We start from the raw sequence: 16,864 nt of genomic DNA on the forward strand, positions 1-16,864 counted from the left end.
CCGCGGAGGGCCTGGTGCATCAGCCGGTGCCGCCGAATAGGCCACCGTTCCCGTTTGCGCTGTCGGACGCCGGGGCCGTTGTCTCTCTGCCCCCGCGGGCTACTCCGCCGATTGGCGAGGAGTCCGGGCGATGAGGGCGTTGATGGTCTTGCCGGGGCCGGGGCCGGGTGTGATGGTCACGGTGTCGGTCAGGCGGCGGACCATGTGCCAGCCGAAGCCTCCACTGCCGCCGTTGAGGTCGGGGGTGACCTCGCGTGGGGGCGAGGGGTTGGGGTCGGTGACTGCGGCGCTCACCGTGTCGGGGCTGGCGGACAGTTCGAGGGTGTAGTGGCCGCCGCCGTGGCGTAGGGCGTTGGTGACGAGTTCGGACACGACCAGGACGAGGGTGTCCGCCACGTCTGTTCGGAGTGCCGGGCTGAGGCTGTTGGTGAATGCGCGGGCGATCTCGCGGGTCCGACGGATGTCAGCTGTGCTGTCGCCCGTCGTTCGGTGTGAGGCAACCGTGTTGGTGATCTTTGTGTCGTTCATGCACGTACACCCCACCTGGATTGGTTGTACCGCTTTGCAGAACGGGTAGCGTGCCCGCTCGAGCAGCTTCCACACGGGGACGGCGGAATCCTGTTGTCTCCAACGGAAAGAAATCTGCCGTGGCGGTAGTAGACATTGCCGTTTGATCGGGTAGGGTTTTGTTCGTAGCCAGGACGGCAAGTGAGGCGCGGCAGGGATGAACTGCCGCGTATGCAGGTTCAAGCGAGTTGTGGCACGGCAGCGGAACCTGAGGGCCGGATGCGCCAGGGTCCTCGGGTTGGCTGCCGGGCCGGACGGCCCACAGGGGCGGATTGTGGCACGGCGGTGGAGTGGCAGGGCCGGACGCATGCAGGGGTCTTGTCGCTGATTGCCGGGCCGGTGGCCCACAAGGGGCCGCGAGCAGTCCCGCAGTTCCAGCAGTACGACAGATTGATCGCAAGGAAAGAAGGAGGTAGACGCCATCAGGATCGCCCGGGCGAGGAAGAGTCCGCTCGGGTACCGAAGGCCCCGGAAGGTAGGTGGTCCCCGGTCACGCATTCGCGATCCCCGCGTTCCCGTCGATTCCCCTGGCGGAGATGTGGAAACAGGTACCCGGCACAGAAGTAGCCGGTAGATGGTGTTGCTTTCCCGGGACCCTGGTGCCATGCGGCACCAGGGTCCCTAGTCTTTGTTGGCAGCTGTTCCTAGCCCAGCCTGTGACCCCTTTTGAGGCCGAAGGTCGACCATCACCGTGCATGCGGTTGCATCTGCGCTCAAGGCCGTCAGACCGCGACTGAGCTGCCGGTGGAGAACATGGTGGCAGAGCGCGCGGTCCCTGAGCATCAGCCCGCGACGACGTACAGCACCTGCGTGCGCATCGCGCTCATTACGGGGGCCTAGTTGGGTTGAGCTCCGACCATTCCTGCTGGTCAGCGGCGCTCATTGGTCCTTCTTCTGATGGAATTCGGCATCCATGGGTTGTAAAGCACATTGCGTGTAGGGGGTGTTGACAGCTTGGATTGCCAAGGTCAAGACGGCGTGGTTGATCCCCGGCGCGTTGAGAAGGGGGCGATATGCGGTCGCATTGCGACATTGACCCGGCTGAACACCGGGTGGCCTGCCCTTAACTTGTACAGAAGGAAGCGTATGACATCCATGCTCGGCGGCTGCACGCCCTGGCCCGAGGAGTTCGTCGACCGCTACTGGGCGGCCGGGCACTGGCGTGGCAATACGCTGGACAACCTGCTGCGCGGCTGGGCCATGCAGTACGGACCGCGAACCGCGCTCGTGCACGGCGGCACCCGCATCACGTACGCGGACCTGAACCGGCGCGTGGACCGCATGGCCGCCGGATTCCGGCTGCGCGGCCTCCGTCCCGGGCAGCGGGTCGTCGTCCAGCTACCGAACGTTCCCGAGTTCGTCATCACCGTGTTCGCGCTGATGCGAGTCGGCGTGGTCCCCGTGTTCTGCCTGGTCTCGCACCGCGCGTCCGAGGTGTCCCACCTCGTGCGGGTCACGCAGGCCGTCGGTTACGTCGGCCCCTCGACGTACCAGGGCTTCGACCACCCGGCGATGGCCGCGGACATCGCGGCCCAAGGGTCCTTCCTGCGGCGGGTGTTCACCCTTGACGGGCCGGGCGCCTCGTCCCCGTACGGCGGCCTTAGGACCGACCCGTCGGGCTGCCACTACTTCCCGCTGGGCTCGATCGACGCCCCGCCCGCGCCGGCGCTTGCGCAGAGCGCCGACCAGGTGGCGTTCTTCCTGCTCTCCGGCGGTACCACCGCGGCGCCCAAGCTCATTCCGCGCACCCACAACGATTACGTCTACCAGGTTCGGGCCGCCGCCGAGCTGGTGTCGCTCACCGAGAACGACGTGTACCTCGCCGCGCTGCCCGCCGATTCCAACCTCGCCTTCGGCTGCCCCGGCATCGTCGGCACCCTCTCCGTCGGCGGCACCGTGGTCCTGGTCGAGAACCCGGAACCCGCCGAATGCCTCGCGGCCATCGGTCGGGAGCGGGCCACCATTACGTCGGTGGTGCCCGCCGTCGCCCAGCTCTGGCTGGACGTACTGCCCACGGTCCAGGCCGACTTGAGCAGTCTGCGTCTCGTGCAGATCGGCGGGGGCGCGCCCTTGCACCGGGCGACCGCCGAACGGATAGGCCCCGAATTGGGCTGCCGCCTGCAGCAGGTCTTCGGCATGGCTGAGGGGCTGATCACCCTCACCCGGCTCGCCGATCCGGACGAGACCGTGCTCACCACGCAGGGCTGTCCGCTCTCGCCCGACGATGAGATCCGCATTGTCGACGTCGACGGCAAGGACGTGCCTGACGGGGAGCCCGGCGAACTCCTCGCCCGCGGTCCGTACACCCTGCGAGGCTACTACCGGGCGCCCGACCACAACGCACGCTCCTTCACCACCGACGGCTACTTCCGCACCGGCCACGTCGCGCGGCGCACCCCGGACGGGAACCTGGTGGTGACCGGCGCGCCTCAAGGACGTTCCGCGGCGGGCTGACACGAGGATCCATCCGGCCTGTGACGGGCAGGGTCAGCCGCCGGCCTTCGCGATCACCGCTGGGAAGGTCAGCGACTGCACCCACTTCGACCATGTCCTGGTCCGCGTCCGCGTCAGCCGGTGCGGACTCTGCCCCGGCCCGGGTGCCGGGCAGGGGCAGGTCGTTGCCAAACATGAACCCGATCTGCTGTCGCTCGGCGTCGGTGAGCCGCATCGGCCTGTTTCCCTCTCAGGGGCAGTGTCTGATCGCGCCGCTCTCATTGACCGCGCACTTGGCCGCAACCCCACCTACCCTCCTGCAGAGGCTCAATCGCGCCCTATTGGCGGTGAGTTGGGACGGCTACGGTGCCGCGCGTGGCTAACTCATACACCGCACTCTCGCGGCACTACGACCTCATCATGACCTCGGGCTACTACGACTACGGCGCCTACGCTCGCACCCTCGTCACTCAGCTCGGCGATCACAAGGAAATCCTGGAACTCGGTGTCGGCACCGGACTGGTCTGCGAAAGGCTGATGGAGCTGAGCGGGGCCGGCCTGCGGATCACCGGAATCGACCACACCGAGAGCATGCTCACACAGGCGCGCGCCAGGCTCGGGGACCGGGTGCGGCTCATCCGGCAGGACATCCTGGAGATGATGGCCCCGCGGGCCTTCGACGCCGCCTACTCCGTCGGCGGGGTCTGGTACTGCGTTCAGGACGAGGACAACACCTCGCTGTGCAGCCATCTCCTGGAGGAGGACGACGACTCCAGGGCGCTGAAGAACCTTGCCGCCGCCCTCCGGCCCGGCGCGCCGTTGCTGCTCGCCGTCCAGCAGGCTCACCGCGACTACCACCGGCCGTTACCCGGCGGATTGGAGTACGCCCAGGAAATCCGAGCGGTGGAGGACGACCGGTACCTCAAGGACTACTTTGTGCGGCAAGAGGGCGAGGTCGTGGCGCACCAGCGCTGCCAGTTCCGTGTCTATCCGCAGGACCGGGCGGACCGGCTGCTGGCACAGTGCGGCTTCCGCTTCCAGTACGCAACCGGCGACGGGCTCCTGCGCAGCTACGTCCGGCTGTAGGCCGCTTGCCCAGGGCCGGTGTCGCGGGCAGCTCGTCCGCCGCGTGCAGTCCGGTGAGCGGGATGCCCGGCCTCAGCGCGGCAGGAACGGAGGATGCTCGGGTAGCCGCCGCGGTCACCCGCGCTCCAGTAGCCGCGCGGTGTATGCCGATATGCGCACATAGGGAAGGGGGCACTCGCACCTATGGTTCCGCGGTCTGTGGGGGCCTGGTTCAGCCACCGGTTCAGCGGGATTGGTTCAGCGTACCCGGCACACAGAAGGCAGCGCCCTGAGCAACCCGGTCTCGTGCAGGGGGCTCAACCGCAGCCGCCCGGCTGCCTTCCGTTCGGCCGTGACCAGACGGACCACGCAGCGAGGTCCGTCTCGCAAGGCATCCGTGGCGGACAGCTCCGCGAGCAGCCGGTGGTTGACGCTGTCGATCAACGGCCGGATCTCGGCGAGCGTCGGCCGGTGCTCGGGCGGCCGGGCGGTGCCGCTGTCCCAGGCCCGGAAGAGTTGCCGCTGGACTAGCTTGTTCGCCTCGATCTGGTCTTTGAAGACCGCCGTCGCCTCGGCCGGATCCAGCCCCATGCCGCGTGCCTTCTCGGCCATAACGTCCAGCACCTGCTTTTCCCGGGAGGGATCGTCGATGGGCGAGTCGGTCCCGTACTTGGCCGCAGCGACCTGGTCCGCGAGCAGCACGCGCTCGGCGGCCAGCCCGACCACCGGTTCCAGTTCGTTTGGTGTGAGTCTGGTCCGGCGCGCCCGGATGCGCACCTTCGTCAAGGTCGACGGTCCCGGCTGGCTGCCTGGCACCCGGTACGGGCTCGGCGTGGTCGGCGTGCCGCTGACCTGCGGCGGCCTGTTGTGGGGGCACGGCGGTGACACCCCCGGCCACCACTCGGCCCCGGTGCACCGATGACGTCCGCGCCCCCACGTCGGCCCAAGGTTCCCGCAGATCTCGCAGCCGGCGTCTGCCCGGGTGTGTCCTCGTCTGCTGGGCCGCCTCTGCACGCAACCAGATCTTCCTGTTCATCGTCTCTCCCCGGAAGGTCTTTTCGGACACGCATGCGGTAGAGCGGGCGTGGAGGGGTGGGGCATCAAATGAACAGGCCGCTGAGACGCGTGGCGATTTTCTGTGGAATCCTGATCATGGCTCTGCTGCTGCGCGTCAACTGGGTGCAGTTCGTGCAGGGGGAGAACCTCGCGCAGCACAAGGACAACCGGCGGGTGAAGATTGCCCAGTTCGCGCAGGCACGCGGGGACATCATCGTAGGGGGCCGCCCGGTGACGGGCTCGAAGCAAGTGCCGGGGCAGGACTTCAAGTACAAGCGGACCTTCACGGACGGTCCCATGTACGCCCCCGTCACCGGCTACGCCTCCCAGGCCATGGGGATGTCCCTGCTGGAGAAGACGTACGACTCGGTGCTCAGCGGCCAGGACGACCGGTTCGCGTTCCAGCGTGCGAGGGACGTCCTCACCGGGAAGCCGCTGCGCGGCGGCTCCGTCGTCACCACCATCGACCCCAAGGCACAGAAGGCCGCGTACAAGGGGCTGACCGGCCTCGGCGCGCGCGGCGCGGTCGTCGCACTCGAACCGGATACCGGAAAGGTGCTCGCGCTGGCTTCCGCGCCATCGTACGACCCGTCGGTGTTCGCCGGGATGACATTCAAGGAGGGCGACCGGTTCAAGGCGCTCGGCGCCGAGAAGAGCAAGCCGCTGGCAAACCGCGCACTGCGCGAGACCTACCCACCCGGCTCAACCTTCAAGATCCTTACGGCTGCCGCCGCCCTGGAACACGGTGTGGTCACGGATATTGACGCCTCGTCCGACGCGCCGTCACCGTATCCCCTGCCACTCTCCACGAACCGGATCGGCAGCGAGGCCGGTGACGGCGTATGCGGCAATGCATCGCTGAAGACGGCCATGCAGTACTCCTGCAACAACGTTTTCCTGGACGCCGCGTCCAAGCTGGGCCCGGACAAAATGAGGGAGACGGCGCAGAAGTTCGGCTTCAACGAGGACGTCTACTCCGAGGACTTCGGTGACCTGCTGGCGAACAAGAGCCTCTACCCGGAGCGCCTCGACAAGCCGGGAACGGCGCTGACCGGCATGGGCCAGGGAAGCCTCACGAGCACGCCGATGCAGATGGCCATGGTGACGGCCGCCATCGCCAACGGCGGCAAGCTGATGCAGCCGTACATCGTCGAGAAGCTGATCGGCCCCGACCTGTCGCCGATCGAGAAGCACGAGCCGAAGCTCAAGAGCCAGGCGATCTCCGAGGAGACCGCCGGCAGCGTGCGCGAGATGATGGAGTTCACTGCCCGCGAAGGCAGCGCCAAGGGAGCGCTGATCGACGGCATCACCGTCGGCGGAAAGACCGGAACGGCGCAGCGTGGCGTCAACGTCGACGACGAGGTGCCATACGGCTGGTTCGTCTCGTACGGCAAGAACGCGGACGGCGCCTCGGTGGCGGTGGCCGTCTTCATCGACCCGACGGACATGGACATCTCGCGCGACGACATCTCCGGCGGCAAGCTCGGCTCCCCGATCGCCAAGCAGGTCATGCAGGCGGTGCTCACCGAGTAGGTGCCGACACGTCTCGGGCGCACCCTCCCCTTGCCAGAGGCCCCCGCTCCGTAAAGGCCACTCCGGCTGATCGCCCGCTACTCGCTCAGGCCCAGTCGTATCCGAGTTGGGGGAGCAGTGCCGGCTGTTGGAATTCCACCCGCATGGGCGAACGTGTGCACGAGTGGGCGAGCAGAAACCCGTGAGACAGTCCCTGCCCGGGGCGTGGCTTTCTGCGGGAGCATGCCTCAGATCGCGAGGCCCTCCCGGCCGTGGGGAGCTCTTGGCCAACCGCTGGCTTTTGTCAGATGAATCGCGGTTCCGGCCCATAAAGCGTGAGATCAGGCCTCTCAAGGGTGTCGGCGCATACGGGGTACCGCGCCGGGGCAGTGCTGATCACCGTGCTTGATCGCGGAGACGAGGGCGGTGCACGGCCCGGCGGCCCGGCGGCACGTACGGAACACGTACGGAAGGGGACGTGGTGCACGCAGTGCAGGATGACGGGAACGGCGCTGGAGACGGCATGGGCACCCTGGACGGCTTCGTAGCCCTCTCGGCCGCACTGACCGGTTTCGACGGTGACGAACTGCGCGCGCTCGGCATGGCGCAGGAGTACCTGGCCATCGTGTTGCAGCAGTTCGGACCCGGCCACTACGCGCGTCTTGCCGCCGAGCCCGATTCCTCCGAGGCGCAGCTTCAGGAGGCGGCCAGGGCGGTGATCCATCTTTGGTACACCGGCAGTTGGCCGGGGATCCCTGGGAGGAGCGGGCCGTTCGTCGTGTCGCCACAGGCGTACGCGTCCGGCTTGGTGTGGCGTGCTGTGGGCGGCCGCGCTCCGGGGACTTCCCCGACGGGTTTCGGAAGCTGGGCCGAGCCTCCGGCCGGCGCCGTCGACCGTACGGAGGCGGGGTGATGAGCGTTCCGGGCCGGTACGACGTGATCGTGGTCGGTGGCGGGATCGCCGGCTCCCTCGTGGCCCGGCATCTGGGCGATCGTGGTCGCCGGGTCCTGGTGCTGGAGGCCGGGGTCAGGGAACCTGATCCCGAGCGGGGGCACCGGGATGCTCTGGGCAGGTATTTCGTGGCGCCGGCGAAGGTGCCCAGCTCCCCGTACACCCCGCACGGGGCTGTCGCCTGGCCAGAGGTCACCGACCTGAGGGGGCTTGAGGACGGCGGCTATCGCGCGGGCGGGTACCTCATTCAGGACGGCGAACTCCCTTACGCCAGCGGGTATCTGCGGGTCAACGGCGGCACCGGCAATATCTGGACCGGTTTGACACCGCGGATGCTCCCCGAGGACTTCGACACCGAGGCATTCGGCTACGGACGCAGCTGGCCCCTGTCCTACACGGACCTGGAGCCCTACTACCGGACTGCCGAGCACGAGATGGGGGTGTCCGCCGACGCCGAGGAGCAACACGCCCATGTCGGCCTGCCTTTCCCTGACGGCTATGTCTTCCCGATGCGCGCCATTGCTCCTAGCCGGCTGGACCGGGTGATGGCGCAGCGTCTGGACGGACAGCGGGTCGCGGATCCGGCCGCTGGGGGAGGCGTGGAGCTGCGGGCGGTGGGCACTCCGCATGCCCGTAACGGTGTGCCTCATCCGGGCTACGGTGGCGGGGCGGGGTACGTACCCGTCGGCGCCCAGGGGCGCCCCGAGGCCGGCAACCGGTGTGTGGGCCATGCGATGTGCATTCCCCACTGCCCGGCGCACGCCAAGTACACCCCGCTCAAGACGCAGGCGCGCTGGGGCGCCTCAGTCACCCTGGTCGACCGGGCCGTGGCCAGGCGGGTACTCGTGGACGGAAACGGCCGGGCCACCGGCGTCGAATACCTTTCCTACCCGGCAGCGGACAGGGGACAGCCGGACTTCGGGCCCGTGACCGTCCACACGGCGAGCGCCGACGTAGTGGTGTTGGCCGCGCACGTGATCGAGAACGCCAAGCTGCTGCTCATGTCCGGCCTGGCGAACCGCAGCGGGCAGGTGGGCCGCAACCTCATGGACCACCCTGTGCTGCTGACCTGGGGGCTCATGCCCGAGCAGATCGGTCCGTACCGGGGGCCGGGCTCCACCTCCGGGATCGAGGGATTCAGAGCCGGCCCGGGCCGCCGCCTGCGCGCCCCGTTCCGAATCGAGATCGGCAACTGGGGCTGGGTGTGGGCCAAGGGCCCCGTCGATACCGACGTCGCGGAGCTGCTGCACGGCACGGACGGCCGAGGGCTGCGGGGAAGCGAGCTGCGCCGGGCGGTGTCGGACCGCATCGGACGGCAGTTCACCCTGCAGTTCGAGATGGAGCAGAGCGCGGACCCCGCCAACAGGGTCACCCTCGACCCGCGGCAGCGTGACATACAACCTCGACAACCACGTCAAAGACGGTATGGCCGCCGCCAAGGAGGTCTCCGACCAGATCTTCACTCTTCTGGGAGCCGAGGACCACACCGAGTTCAGTGCGCCCGCCTGGCCCGGCCGCTTCGAACACGGCGGCCGGATCTACGGCTACCGCGGCGCCGGGCACGGCGCCGGTACGCCCATCATGGGCAGCTCCCCGGAGACCTCCGTCGTCGATCAATGGCAGCGCTGCTGGGACCACCCCGGCCTGTACGCGGTGGGTTGCGGCAGCATGCCGTCAGTCGCCACCTCCAACCCCACCCTGACCATGGCCGCCCTCGCCCTGCGCAGCTGCGAGCGGATCGAAGCCGACTTGGCGGATCGCGACCGGCCCGTCACCCTCGCCGCACCCCAAGCCCCTGGAGCCGCCCCGTGAGCCCCCTTCCCCTGCCGCCTGTCGCCGCGCCCTACCAGTTGCCCTTCCACTACGGAGCCCTGCACAACATCGGCGTGGACTTCCTCGTCGATCCAGGACCGGTACGAGAAGTGCTGGCCAAGCAGCATCCGGCACTGACGGCGGCGGACTTCGGGGGCCAGGCGCTGGTCTCGCTCAACTACCAGCTGTACTTCGCCCAGTACCCGTCCGGCGGGGGCATCACCCAGGAGATCGAAGTCAACATCATCGCCTACCCGACGGCGGCCGCGGACCGGCTGCCGCAGGTGAGCTACCCGCAGTACGCGCAGGGCTACGACCAGAGCAAGCTTCTCGGCATCGCCCGCATCCACGTCCTGTGCGACAACCCCCTGGCCATCGACGCCGGGCGCGTACTGTACGCGGAACCGAAATACCCCGGCTGGTTCAAGGCCGACATGCCCTCGCCCAACGGCCCCGCCGGCGAGACCTGGAACATCCGCTGCCACGCAGCCGACCTCGCCTCCGACGGGAGCATCCAACAGCGCGACGTGGCACTGTTCTCCTTCTCCGCAGACCTGAACACTCTGCGGCCGGTCACTGCCAACAACACCCCCATCACCGGCTACGGGACCGAACCCGGCGGCAAGGCACTGGCCGGGCCGATGAACGTCTACCAGCCCTACCACTGGTACGACCTGACCGTGCCCGCCGCATCCGACCGCGCACGCCTCACCGTCCACCACGAAACAGGCGCCCTCGGCCAGGACCTCACCCACCTCATCGGCAACACCCCGCCGACGGGCGCATGGACCTTCCAGTCACCCCCCGTCGCCGCCCACCACCGCCCCTACTACCTGCCCTGAGCCGTCCCGGGGCCGGCAAAGCCGGACGCCCTGCGCATGGGGCTGCGACCGCCCCCGACGCGCTGACCAGTAGGGTGCGGCCCTCCTCAGAACCCTGTGTTCCTGGGGCAGGGCCGTGTCGCAGGGCGGGACGGTGACGCCTGTGCCGTCGCCGTCGCCGTTGGCGACAGCGATCTTGCGAGGAATGGCAGGCCAGCCGCCGACCGTCAGCGGAGCGTCGCCGATGCGCTCGGAGATGGTGCGCAGGATGGCTTCCTGCGCGGCTTTCGCGTTGATCAGGATGAAGTCGGTGCGCTCCTCGAAGCCGATCAGAATGACCGTCCTGCGCTGCTGCCGCAGCTTGGCGATCAGCGGGAAATCCCGGTCGAGTCCCGGGTAACGCCATCGATCGCACCGGCTACCGCCCCGGCACAGTTCCTGAACTGGGCTGAGCCCGTCGCGAGGGGGCCCGGTGGCTGAGAGCCGACCGTCGCGGCACGGGTTGCGGCGGCATCGCGGTGGCGTTGCGATGCCAGAGCACTTGAGCGCCTCGCCTGCGATGGCATGGCACCCTGGCGGCGGAGCCCGCTGCTCATGTCATCTCGTCGCGGATCGCATTGCGGTGTTCCTCGTAGACGAGCCGCGCGTCGTCGCTCGGCAGCGCCTCGGTGGCGAGGCCGCAGGCACAGGTCACGACGGTGAGACCGCACGGAGTGCGCAGTGTGTGTCCCTCGGGGCTGGTCCAGGCGCCACCGGCCGGGTTCTCGTAGCGGAGCTTGTGGCGGTACTGGTACGTGTGGGTATGGCTCGGGGTACAGCCGGTGCCGGTCTGGTCAACGCTGAAGCGGTGCTTGCTCATGGCTCCAGTGTGGCCGCCGGCGAGCGATCGGCCGGACGTTTCCGTTGCGCCCGGTGGCGGGGTATGGCTGGCTCCTCGTCGGGAGCCGTGCGTACACCGGCCCCCGGTCGAAGGCTCCGGAGGCCGCCTTGGAGGGCTTGGCGGGCGTGTCCTGCTCCGGGGGGCAGCGGAACGAACGTCGAACTTGCGGGTGGACGTCACCGCTGAGGATGTGCCCCCGATGGCGGCTGCGGCTGCGGGCTGGTCTGATGAACCAGTTCGGGCTGTAGCCAATGAAGTGGGCCAAGCCTGTCGTTTTTCAGGGTGTTGGGTAGAACTGGCGGGCCCAGTGGCGGAAGAGGCCGATGGCCTCGTCGCTCGCTGCGAGGCGGGGCTGTGGCTCGTAACGTTTGGTGTTCCAGATCTTCAGATCCTGGTGGACCTTGCTGACCGCTGTCCTCAGCATTGTTTGAGCAAAGGCTCGGTGCAGGCAACGTCGTGGGAGTGACGCTTCGGTAGCGTCCGTCTTGCGGATGTCCGCGCAGCCTGCGGCCACGAGCATGCGGGTGCGTCGAGGGCCGGTCGGTGTGTGCATGGCCCATAGGTAACTGACGAGACCAAGCGAGGGCGGCGGGAGCTCGACCCGGAGGTACCCCAGCCCCGCCATGAGGAACGAATGGTCGGCCTGGACCATGTGCTTCAGGGCGGCGGGCCGGTCCGGCCCGAGGCGCAGGCGCATGCGCAGGAATGCGTCCTGGCACGTCGGCGGTTCGAGTTCCTCCACGGCCACGTGGTGCAGGACGGGCAGATGCCTGTAGTCGAGGGTGCTCTCGATGATTTCCTGGGCGTAGGTGTGCACCTCGGTGCTCCAGGCGGCTGTCGGCACGACCCCGGCCTGAACGGTTTCGGGTACTTCCCAGGCGGGTGGAGCGCCGTTCGGTTCGTACCAGGCAAAGACAAAGCCGTTGTGCTCGCTGATGGTGTGGTGCTGCAGGCGGGCGCGTGGTGGCGGGCCGGCGGGCGTGCTCACGCACGTGCCGTCGGGGGCGAAGGCGAAGCGGTGGAAGGGGCACACCAGGTTTTGCCCTTGGACAGTGCCGCCCGCTCCGAGATGGGCGCCGAGGTGCGGGCAGTAGGGACGCACCGCGCGAGGCCGACGGTCGCGGGTGCGGTACAGGACGATGTCCTCACCCATGAAGCGGCGCGTCAGGACCTTGCCGGGGGCGAGTTCGCGTGAGCGTGCCAGGCAGAACCAGCCGCTGGGGTAGGGGAGATGCGGCCCCGCCCCGTCGACGGCCGGTTCCGGACCGCTGTACCAGGACAACTCGTCCCTCATCGTCATGGCCGGCAGCCAACCACAGAAGAAGACGGAGCCTTTCACCTGATCCAGCAAGACCACCCGTATGAGGCATGGGTAAGTCCGGCAACGGCCCGGGCGCTCGCTAGGCACGTAGGGAGCGCCCGTGGCCGGGGGAAGTACCGACGGTCGTCTGCAGATGGAAGTCCTCGTGATCGGGGCCGGCCTCTCCGGGGTAGCCGCCCTGATCGCACTGCGCCGGGCGGGCGTCGACAACGTCATGGCGCTCGAAAAGTCCGGCCGCCTCGGCGGGACTTGGCGCGACAGCACCTACCCCGGATGCGGATGCGACGTGCCGTCAATGCTGTACGAGTACTCCTTTGCCCCCCACCCCTGGAGCCGGTGCTTCGCCGACCGGTCCGAGATCCTCGGCTACCTCGAGACCACTGCGGCCATGCACGGCGTGGGCGAGGCGATCCGCTACAACACCGAGGTGCTCAGCGCCCGCTGGGAACCGGACACGCACCGCTGGAACCTGGAGACCACGACGGGGCCATACACCGCTCGGACTGTGATCGTCGCCACCGGCCCCTGGCACAGGCTCCGCACTCCCGATATCCCGGGCCTTGACACCTTCCCCGGCACCCTCTTTCACTCGGCCGACTGGAACCACGACACCGACCTGACCAAACGCCGCGTCACGGTGGTGGGAACCGGGGCATCCACCGTCCAGTTCCTGCCCGAGATCCAGCCGAAGGCGGCACACGTCGACGTCTTCCAGAGCACACCCCAGTGGGTGCTCCCAAAACCCGACTTCCCGCTCCCCGCCGGCCTCCACCGCTTCCTCGGACGCCACCCGGCAGCACGCCGCGCACTACGCGGCCTGCACCACTGGACCCAGGAAGCAATCGCCGTACCCCTACGCCACCCCCGCCTGCTACGGCCCCTGGAGGCCGTGGCAAGCCTCCACCTGCGCAACTCCGTCCCGGACCGGGCGCTGCGCCGGGCACTCACTCCCGACCACCGCCTCGGGGGGCGCCGCCTGATCACCTCCGACACCTATTACCCCGCCCTCACCCAGCCCAACGTGCGACTGCACCCCACCCGCGCAGCCGCCGTCGAAGGCTCCCACGTCATCGGCGCCGACGGCACCCGCGCACGCGCCGACGTCATCGTCCTCGCCACCGGCTACCACGTCGGCGACATCCCCCTGGCCCGCCAACTGCACGGCTCCGACGGCACCACACTGGCCCGGACCTGGGCCGACAACCGCAGCGCCTACCTGGGCACCAGTGTCAGCGGATACCCCAACCTCTTTCTCCTCATCGGCCCCAACCTGCTCACCGGCACCAGCGCCGTTCCCACCGTCCTGGAAGCACAGCTCCGCTACATCACCGCCGCCCTCACCCACCTGCGCACCAACGGATACGCCGCACTGGATGTCAAGCCCGAAGCCGAAGAATCCCATCAAAAGGCGCTGCACAAGGCGCTGGACACCACCGTCTACAACACCACCGGCGGATCGGGCTACTACTTCGGCCTCCCGGGCGTCAACACCTTCTGCTGGCCCTGGTCGACCGCCAGGCTCCTGAAGCGTCTGCACGCCTTCACCCCGGACGTCTACAGCTGGACTCCGCCCCGGCGCCTACCGGCCCAGGCCCGCACCGAACGGGACGGCCTGCCCGCCTCCCCGCCGGGCCTGCGCCAATAATTCCGCTGCAGGCAGCCTCCAACTGCCGCAGGAGCGCGACCATCTGGCTTGTCGAGCGTCGCTCCGCGACGCGGCCTGCCTCGCTGCGTACGTCACCGTCGTCTGCCAGGCATCTACAACAGATGATGGCCCCCCATCTCAGAAAGTGGCGCCGGGCGCAGCGGAGGAGGCGCAGTCCTTTCATTGATGAGGGGCGTGGTTCGGGTTACGCCGCGGTGTCGTACGTGTAATGCCTGGTGTGATCCAGCATGTCCGCGGGCGTCACGTCGTTCCAGGGACGCATGACGTCATTGAGGCTCACCACGCTGGGTGTTCCGGCGACAGGCAGGTACGTCGATCCCGGGTGCCGGGCCTGCCACTGCGCCCAGAGCCGGTCTATGAACGCGTGATGCAGCCAGAACACCGGGTCGTTGGGGGAGACACCGGTGGCCATCTGCCCGCCCACCCACACATGTACGCGGTTGTGAAGGTTGACGCCGCGCCAGCCTTCCAGGTGGTTGCGGAATCCGTCGGACGCGCTGTTCCAGGGCGTGGTGTCGTACGTGGGCATCGCGAGCACGGAGTCGACCTCCGCACGAGTGGGCAGCTGCTGTCCGCCGGAGCCGAGGGCTCGGCGGAGGAAACCACGTCCGTCGACCCGTACGGACACCGGCCACTTGCCGGCGGTGACCGCGAAGGCGCCGTCGCTCACTTGGCCGTCCCTGCTTCGCCCTGTACCGCCCAGGAAATCGGCCGCCCACAGAGAGGACGCGGGTGAGCGGTCCACAGTCCAGTCCCAATAGGGCAGTGCCACGTCCGGGTTCACTGCCTGGAGAGCCTGCTCGAACTGTATGAGGAACCTGCGGTGCCAGGGCAGGAAGGAGGGCGAACGGTGGCCCACACGGTCTCCGTTGTCGGTGTCGCTCATGATGAACGCGTTGTGGGTGGTAACGAACGTGTCATAACGCCCGCTGCGCTTGAGCTCGAGCAGCGCGTCGACGAAGCGGCGCTTCTCGGCGGGGGTGAGGTTCGCCTGGTTCTTGCGTACGGTCATGGGAATGCCTTCGGGTTCAGGGTTGCACGGCGTCGCTGGGCGGCGGTGGCGTCAGAGCAGGGGTTCGAGCTGCGATCCCTGAAGCTCCACCACGGCGGCGCGAGCCACGGCCCGCGGGTTGGCGAAGGTCTCGTAGTGATTGACAACGCTGATCCACGTGCCATCGGCGTTCTGCATGACGTGCAGCTCCTCGCCGTCGATGTGCACGGCGTAACCGGCGCCGTGGTGTCCTCCGTGATGTGACGGCGCGCCTTGTATGCGACGTCCCTTGAAGGACTCGTCGAACGGCTTCGGCTGTGTGGGTGTGTGCCCAGAGCCGTGCGGGGAGTGTGCTTCCCGGTTGCGGTGGCCGGCGGCCGGCGGATCGGACGGCCCGGCCGTTCGTGCGAAGCCTGTCAGAGCGAGGCCGGCCAGAGCCGTGGCGGAGGCGCCCAGGGCGCGGCGGCGGCTTAGTTGAGACATGGTGTTCCCCCTGGATATTGCGAGTTGATGCGAGTTGCTGCGCCCAAGACCCCTCTTACGGAGATGGGCAGCGAATTGACGGCCCCTCACCGGGGAACATCCGGCTGGTCAGGCCGTCCAGGCCCCGGTGGGCCGTGGGGAATATGACTACAGCCTTATGTCTGGCAGGGCGAAGTCGCGGTGCGGTCGTTGGTCGCTATACGGACAAGAGCCCACACATAGTGCGGATTTGAACCAAGTCGATCTTCCTTGTGCTGCTCGTTGCGTTGAGGTTGATCGGAAGATTTTGCGGAGAATGTAGGTAACGCGTGAAGAATTTGTTGTCGCACGCTGGCAATCGTGGCAGTCGTCACGCCCGGAGGCTGTCCGGATTTGTAGGTGGGGCTTGAGCGAAGAGTGCAGCTTCTACGGGCGGGGCAGCAGGGGGGCATCTCCCCTGCTGCCCCGCCCCAGTACCCCTCGGCGCCGCCGCGTCGGCTTGGGTCAGACGCCCGGGCGCGGGCCGCCGACGCCCACCGGTACTCCCTGGCCGATGGTGACCTTCACCGACGTCGTCCGGGGGGCGGTCCGGTTGGACTCGTGCAGGATGCCCAGCGGGTTCGTCGTCATCTCCAGCGTGTACTCCTGCGGGGGCAGATCCATCAGCGCGCTGACGTCGAAGGACTGGCCGGCCAGCTCCTTGGCGTATACGTCCGCCCAGCCGACGGAGATACCCATCGTCAGGGTCGTCGCGTTGGCGTTGTGCGAACAGGAGTTGTAGACGGGGTTGACGGGGGAGCCAGGCAGCGTGGAGTCGGCGACCTCCAGGTCGACCAGGCAGAACGCCACCTTCGGCGACTCACGCACCACCTGGCCGCCGGTGTTGATGAGCCGGTAGCGGGAGATGCCGTCCATGTGGAAGTGCTTGTGCTCGTCGTGGTACGTCATCAGCCCGACAGGCAACTCGTACGACGATCCGTCGGACCGGCTGATCCGCTGGTACGCGGGGATCACGTTGTTGCCCGGAGTGGCGGCCGCGGCCTCCTCCTTGGTACGCCGGCCGGTGACGTGGAGGGCGCCGGAGCCGAGGTTCGCGGGCGCGCCGGTGAAGCGGAGCCAGGTGATGCCGGTGTCGGGCTCACGGACCAGGTCGTTCTCCGCGAGCTTCCGCTGAAGTGGTTCGAGGGCGGGGAGCAGGTCCGTCGGGCCGTCAGTGGCCGAGGCCGCGCCGGGGCCGGTGGCCAGCAGCGCGCCGAGTGCCATGACCGCCGCGGCGATCCAGGTCTTGGCCGTGCGTCCGCTCCGTGTTGTGCGTCTCATGACTGT

16 protein-coding genes and 1 pseudogene are annotated in these 16,864 nt (G+C 68.2%); 10 read left to right on the forward strand and 7 right to left on the reverse strand.

Annotated features, from left to right (window positions below; translation table 11 throughout):
• Nucleotides 1-99: 99 nt before the first annotated feature.
• Nucleotides 100-528, reverse strand: coding sequence for an ATP-binding protein (locus tag J7E96_RS36030; protein WP_215138011.1), 429 nt, complete (start codon nucleotides 526-528; stop codon nucleotides 100-102).
• Nucleotides 529-1,653: 1,125 nt separating this feature from the next.
• Between J7E96_RS36030 and J7E96_RS36035 the strand changes: the two genes are divergently transcribed.
• Entirely contained in the window at nucleotides 1,654-3,021 is a 1,368-nt protein-coding gene (locus tag J7E96_RS36035) for a (2,3-dihydroxybenzoyl)adenylate synthase (RefSeq protein WP_251070931.1), read from the forward strand.
• Nucleotides 3,022-3,375: 354 nt separating this feature from the next.
• Entirely contained in the window at nucleotides 3,376-4,086 is a 711-nt protein-coding gene (locus J7E96_RS36040) for a trans-aconitate 2-methyltransferase (RefSeq protein ID WP_215138013.1), read from the forward strand.
• Nucleotides 4,087-4,323: 237 nt separating this feature from the next.
• Here the strand turns inward: J7E96_RS36040 and aroQ are convergent, their stop codons facing one another.
• Nucleotides 4,324-4,842, reverse strand: coding sequence for a gamma subclass chorismate mutase AroQ (gene aroQ / locus J7E96_RS36045; RefSeq protein ID WP_308296297.1), 519 nt, complete (start codon nucleotides 4,840-4,842; stop codon nucleotides 4,324-4,326).
• Here aroQ and J7E96_RS36050 point away from each other — a divergent pair.
• The 7 genes and pseudogenes from J7E96_RS36050 (at nucleotide 4,835) to J7E96_RS36075 (ending at nucleotide 10,698) form a co-directional block, all read left to right on the forward strand.
• Entirely contained in the window at nucleotides 4,835-4,987 is a 153-nt protein-coding gene (locus J7E96_RS36050; protein ID WP_215138064.1) for a hypothetical protein, read from the forward strand. The two genes, aroQ and J7E96_RS36050, sit on opposite strands and share 8 nt — an antisense overlap.
• A gap of 182 nt (nucleotides 4,988-5,169) precedes the next feature.
• Complete coding sequence (locus tag J7E96_RS36055; RefSeq protein WP_215138015.1) at nucleotides 5,170-6,654, forward strand: penicillin-binding protein 2; 1,485 nt, start codon at nucleotides 5,170-5,172, stop codon at nucleotides 6,652-6,654.
• Nucleotides 6,655-7,114: 460 nt separating this feature from the next.
• Nucleotides 7,115-7,546, forward strand: a complete 432-nt coding sequence (locus tag J7E96_RS36060) for a hypothetical protein (protein ID WP_308296298.1) — start codon at nucleotides 7,115-7,117, stop codon at nucleotides 7,544-7,546.
• A pseudogene (locus tag J7E96_RS38975) lies at nucleotides 7,546-8,586 on the forward strand (NAD(P)-binding protein); the annotation flags it as partial. The gene J7E96_RS36060 and the pseudogene J7E96_RS38975, both read left to right, overlap by 1 nt.
• 388 nt (nucleotides 8,587-8,974) lie before the next feature.
• Nucleotides 8,975-9,397 carry a GMC oxidoreductase gene (locus J7E96_RS38015; RefSeq protein WP_308296301.1) on the forward strand — a complete coding sequence of 141 codons (423 nt, stop codon included), beginning with the start codon at nucleotides 8,975-8,977 and terminating at the stop codon, nucleotides 9,395-9,397.
• Complete coding sequence (locus tag J7E96_RS36070; protein WP_215138017.1) at nucleotides 9,394-10,239, forward strand: hypothetical protein; 846 nt, start codon at nucleotides 9,394-9,396, stop codon at nucleotides 10,237-10,239. The genes J7E96_RS38015 and J7E96_RS36070 overlap by 4 nt, the downstream gene beginning before the upstream one ends.
• Before the next feature lie 96 nt (nucleotides 10,240-10,335).
• A complete protein-coding gene (locus tag J7E96_RS36075; RefSeq protein WP_215138019.1) occupies nucleotides 10,336-10,698 on the forward strand; it encodes a hypothetical protein in 363 nt (120 codons plus the stop codon).
• 112 nt (nucleotides 10,699-10,810) lie between these two features.
• On the opposite strand, the gene J7E96_RS36080 is transcribed toward J7E96_RS36075, so the two are convergent.
• Together J7E96_RS36080 and J7E96_RS36085 are read right to left on the reverse strand one after the other, a co-directional pair.
• Nucleotides 10,811-11,077, reverse strand: a complete 267-nt coding sequence (locus tag J7E96_RS36080) for a hypothetical protein (protein ID WP_215138021.1) — start codon at nucleotides 11,075-11,077, stop codon at nucleotides 10,811-10,813.
• A 298-nt stretch (nucleotides 11,078-11,375) separates the two neighbouring features.
• On the reverse strand, nucleotides 11,376-12,398 hold the full coding sequence (locus J7E96_RS36085; RefSeq protein ID WP_215138023.1) for a Rieske 2Fe-2S domain-containing protein: 1,023 nt from the start codon (nucleotides 12,396-12,398) through the stop codon (nucleotides 11,376-11,378).
• Nucleotides 12,399-12,519: 121 nt separating this feature from the next.
• Between J7E96_RS36085 and J7E96_RS36090 the strand changes: the two genes are divergently transcribed.
• Nucleotides 12,520-14,064 (forward strand): NAD(P)/FAD-dependent oxidoreductase, encoded by a 1,545-nt coding sequence (locus tag J7E96_RS36090; protein WP_308296299.1) that lies wholly within the window; start codon nucleotides 12,520-12,522, stop codon nucleotides 14,062-14,064.
• Nucleotides 14,065-14,269: 205 nt separating this feature from the next.
• On the opposite strand, the gene J7E96_RS36095 is transcribed toward J7E96_RS36090, so the two are convergent.
• From J7E96_RS36095 to J7E96_RS36105, 3 genes are all read right to left on the reverse strand, one after another.
• Nucleotides 14,270-15,097 carry a tyrosinase family protein gene (locus tag J7E96_RS36095; RefSeq protein WP_215138025.1) on the reverse strand — a complete coding sequence of 276 codons (828 nt, stop codon included), beginning with the start codon at nucleotides 15,095-15,097 and terminating at the stop codon, nucleotides 14,270-14,272.
• A gap of 51 nt (nucleotides 15,098-15,148) precedes the next feature.
• Nucleotides 15,149-15,559 (reverse strand): tyrosinase cofactor, encoded by a 411-nt coding sequence (locus J7E96_RS36100; protein WP_215138026.1) that lies wholly within the window; start codon nucleotides 15,557-15,559, stop codon nucleotides 15,149-15,151.
• 483 nt (nucleotides 15,560-16,042) lie between these two features.
• On the reverse strand, nucleotides 16,043-16,858 hold the full coding sequence (locus tag J7E96_RS36105; RefSeq protein WP_215138028.1) for a lysyl oxidase family protein: 816 nt from the start codon (nucleotides 16,856-16,858) through the stop codon (nucleotides 16,043-16,045).
• Between the last annotated feature and the right edge of the window lie 6 nt (nucleotides 16,859-16,864).

The sequence above is a fragment of the Streptomyces sp. ISL-96 genome (assembly GCF_018614035.1).
Classification (GTDB): Bacteria; Actinomycetota; Actinomycetes; order Streptomycetales; family Streptomycetaceae; genus Streptomyces.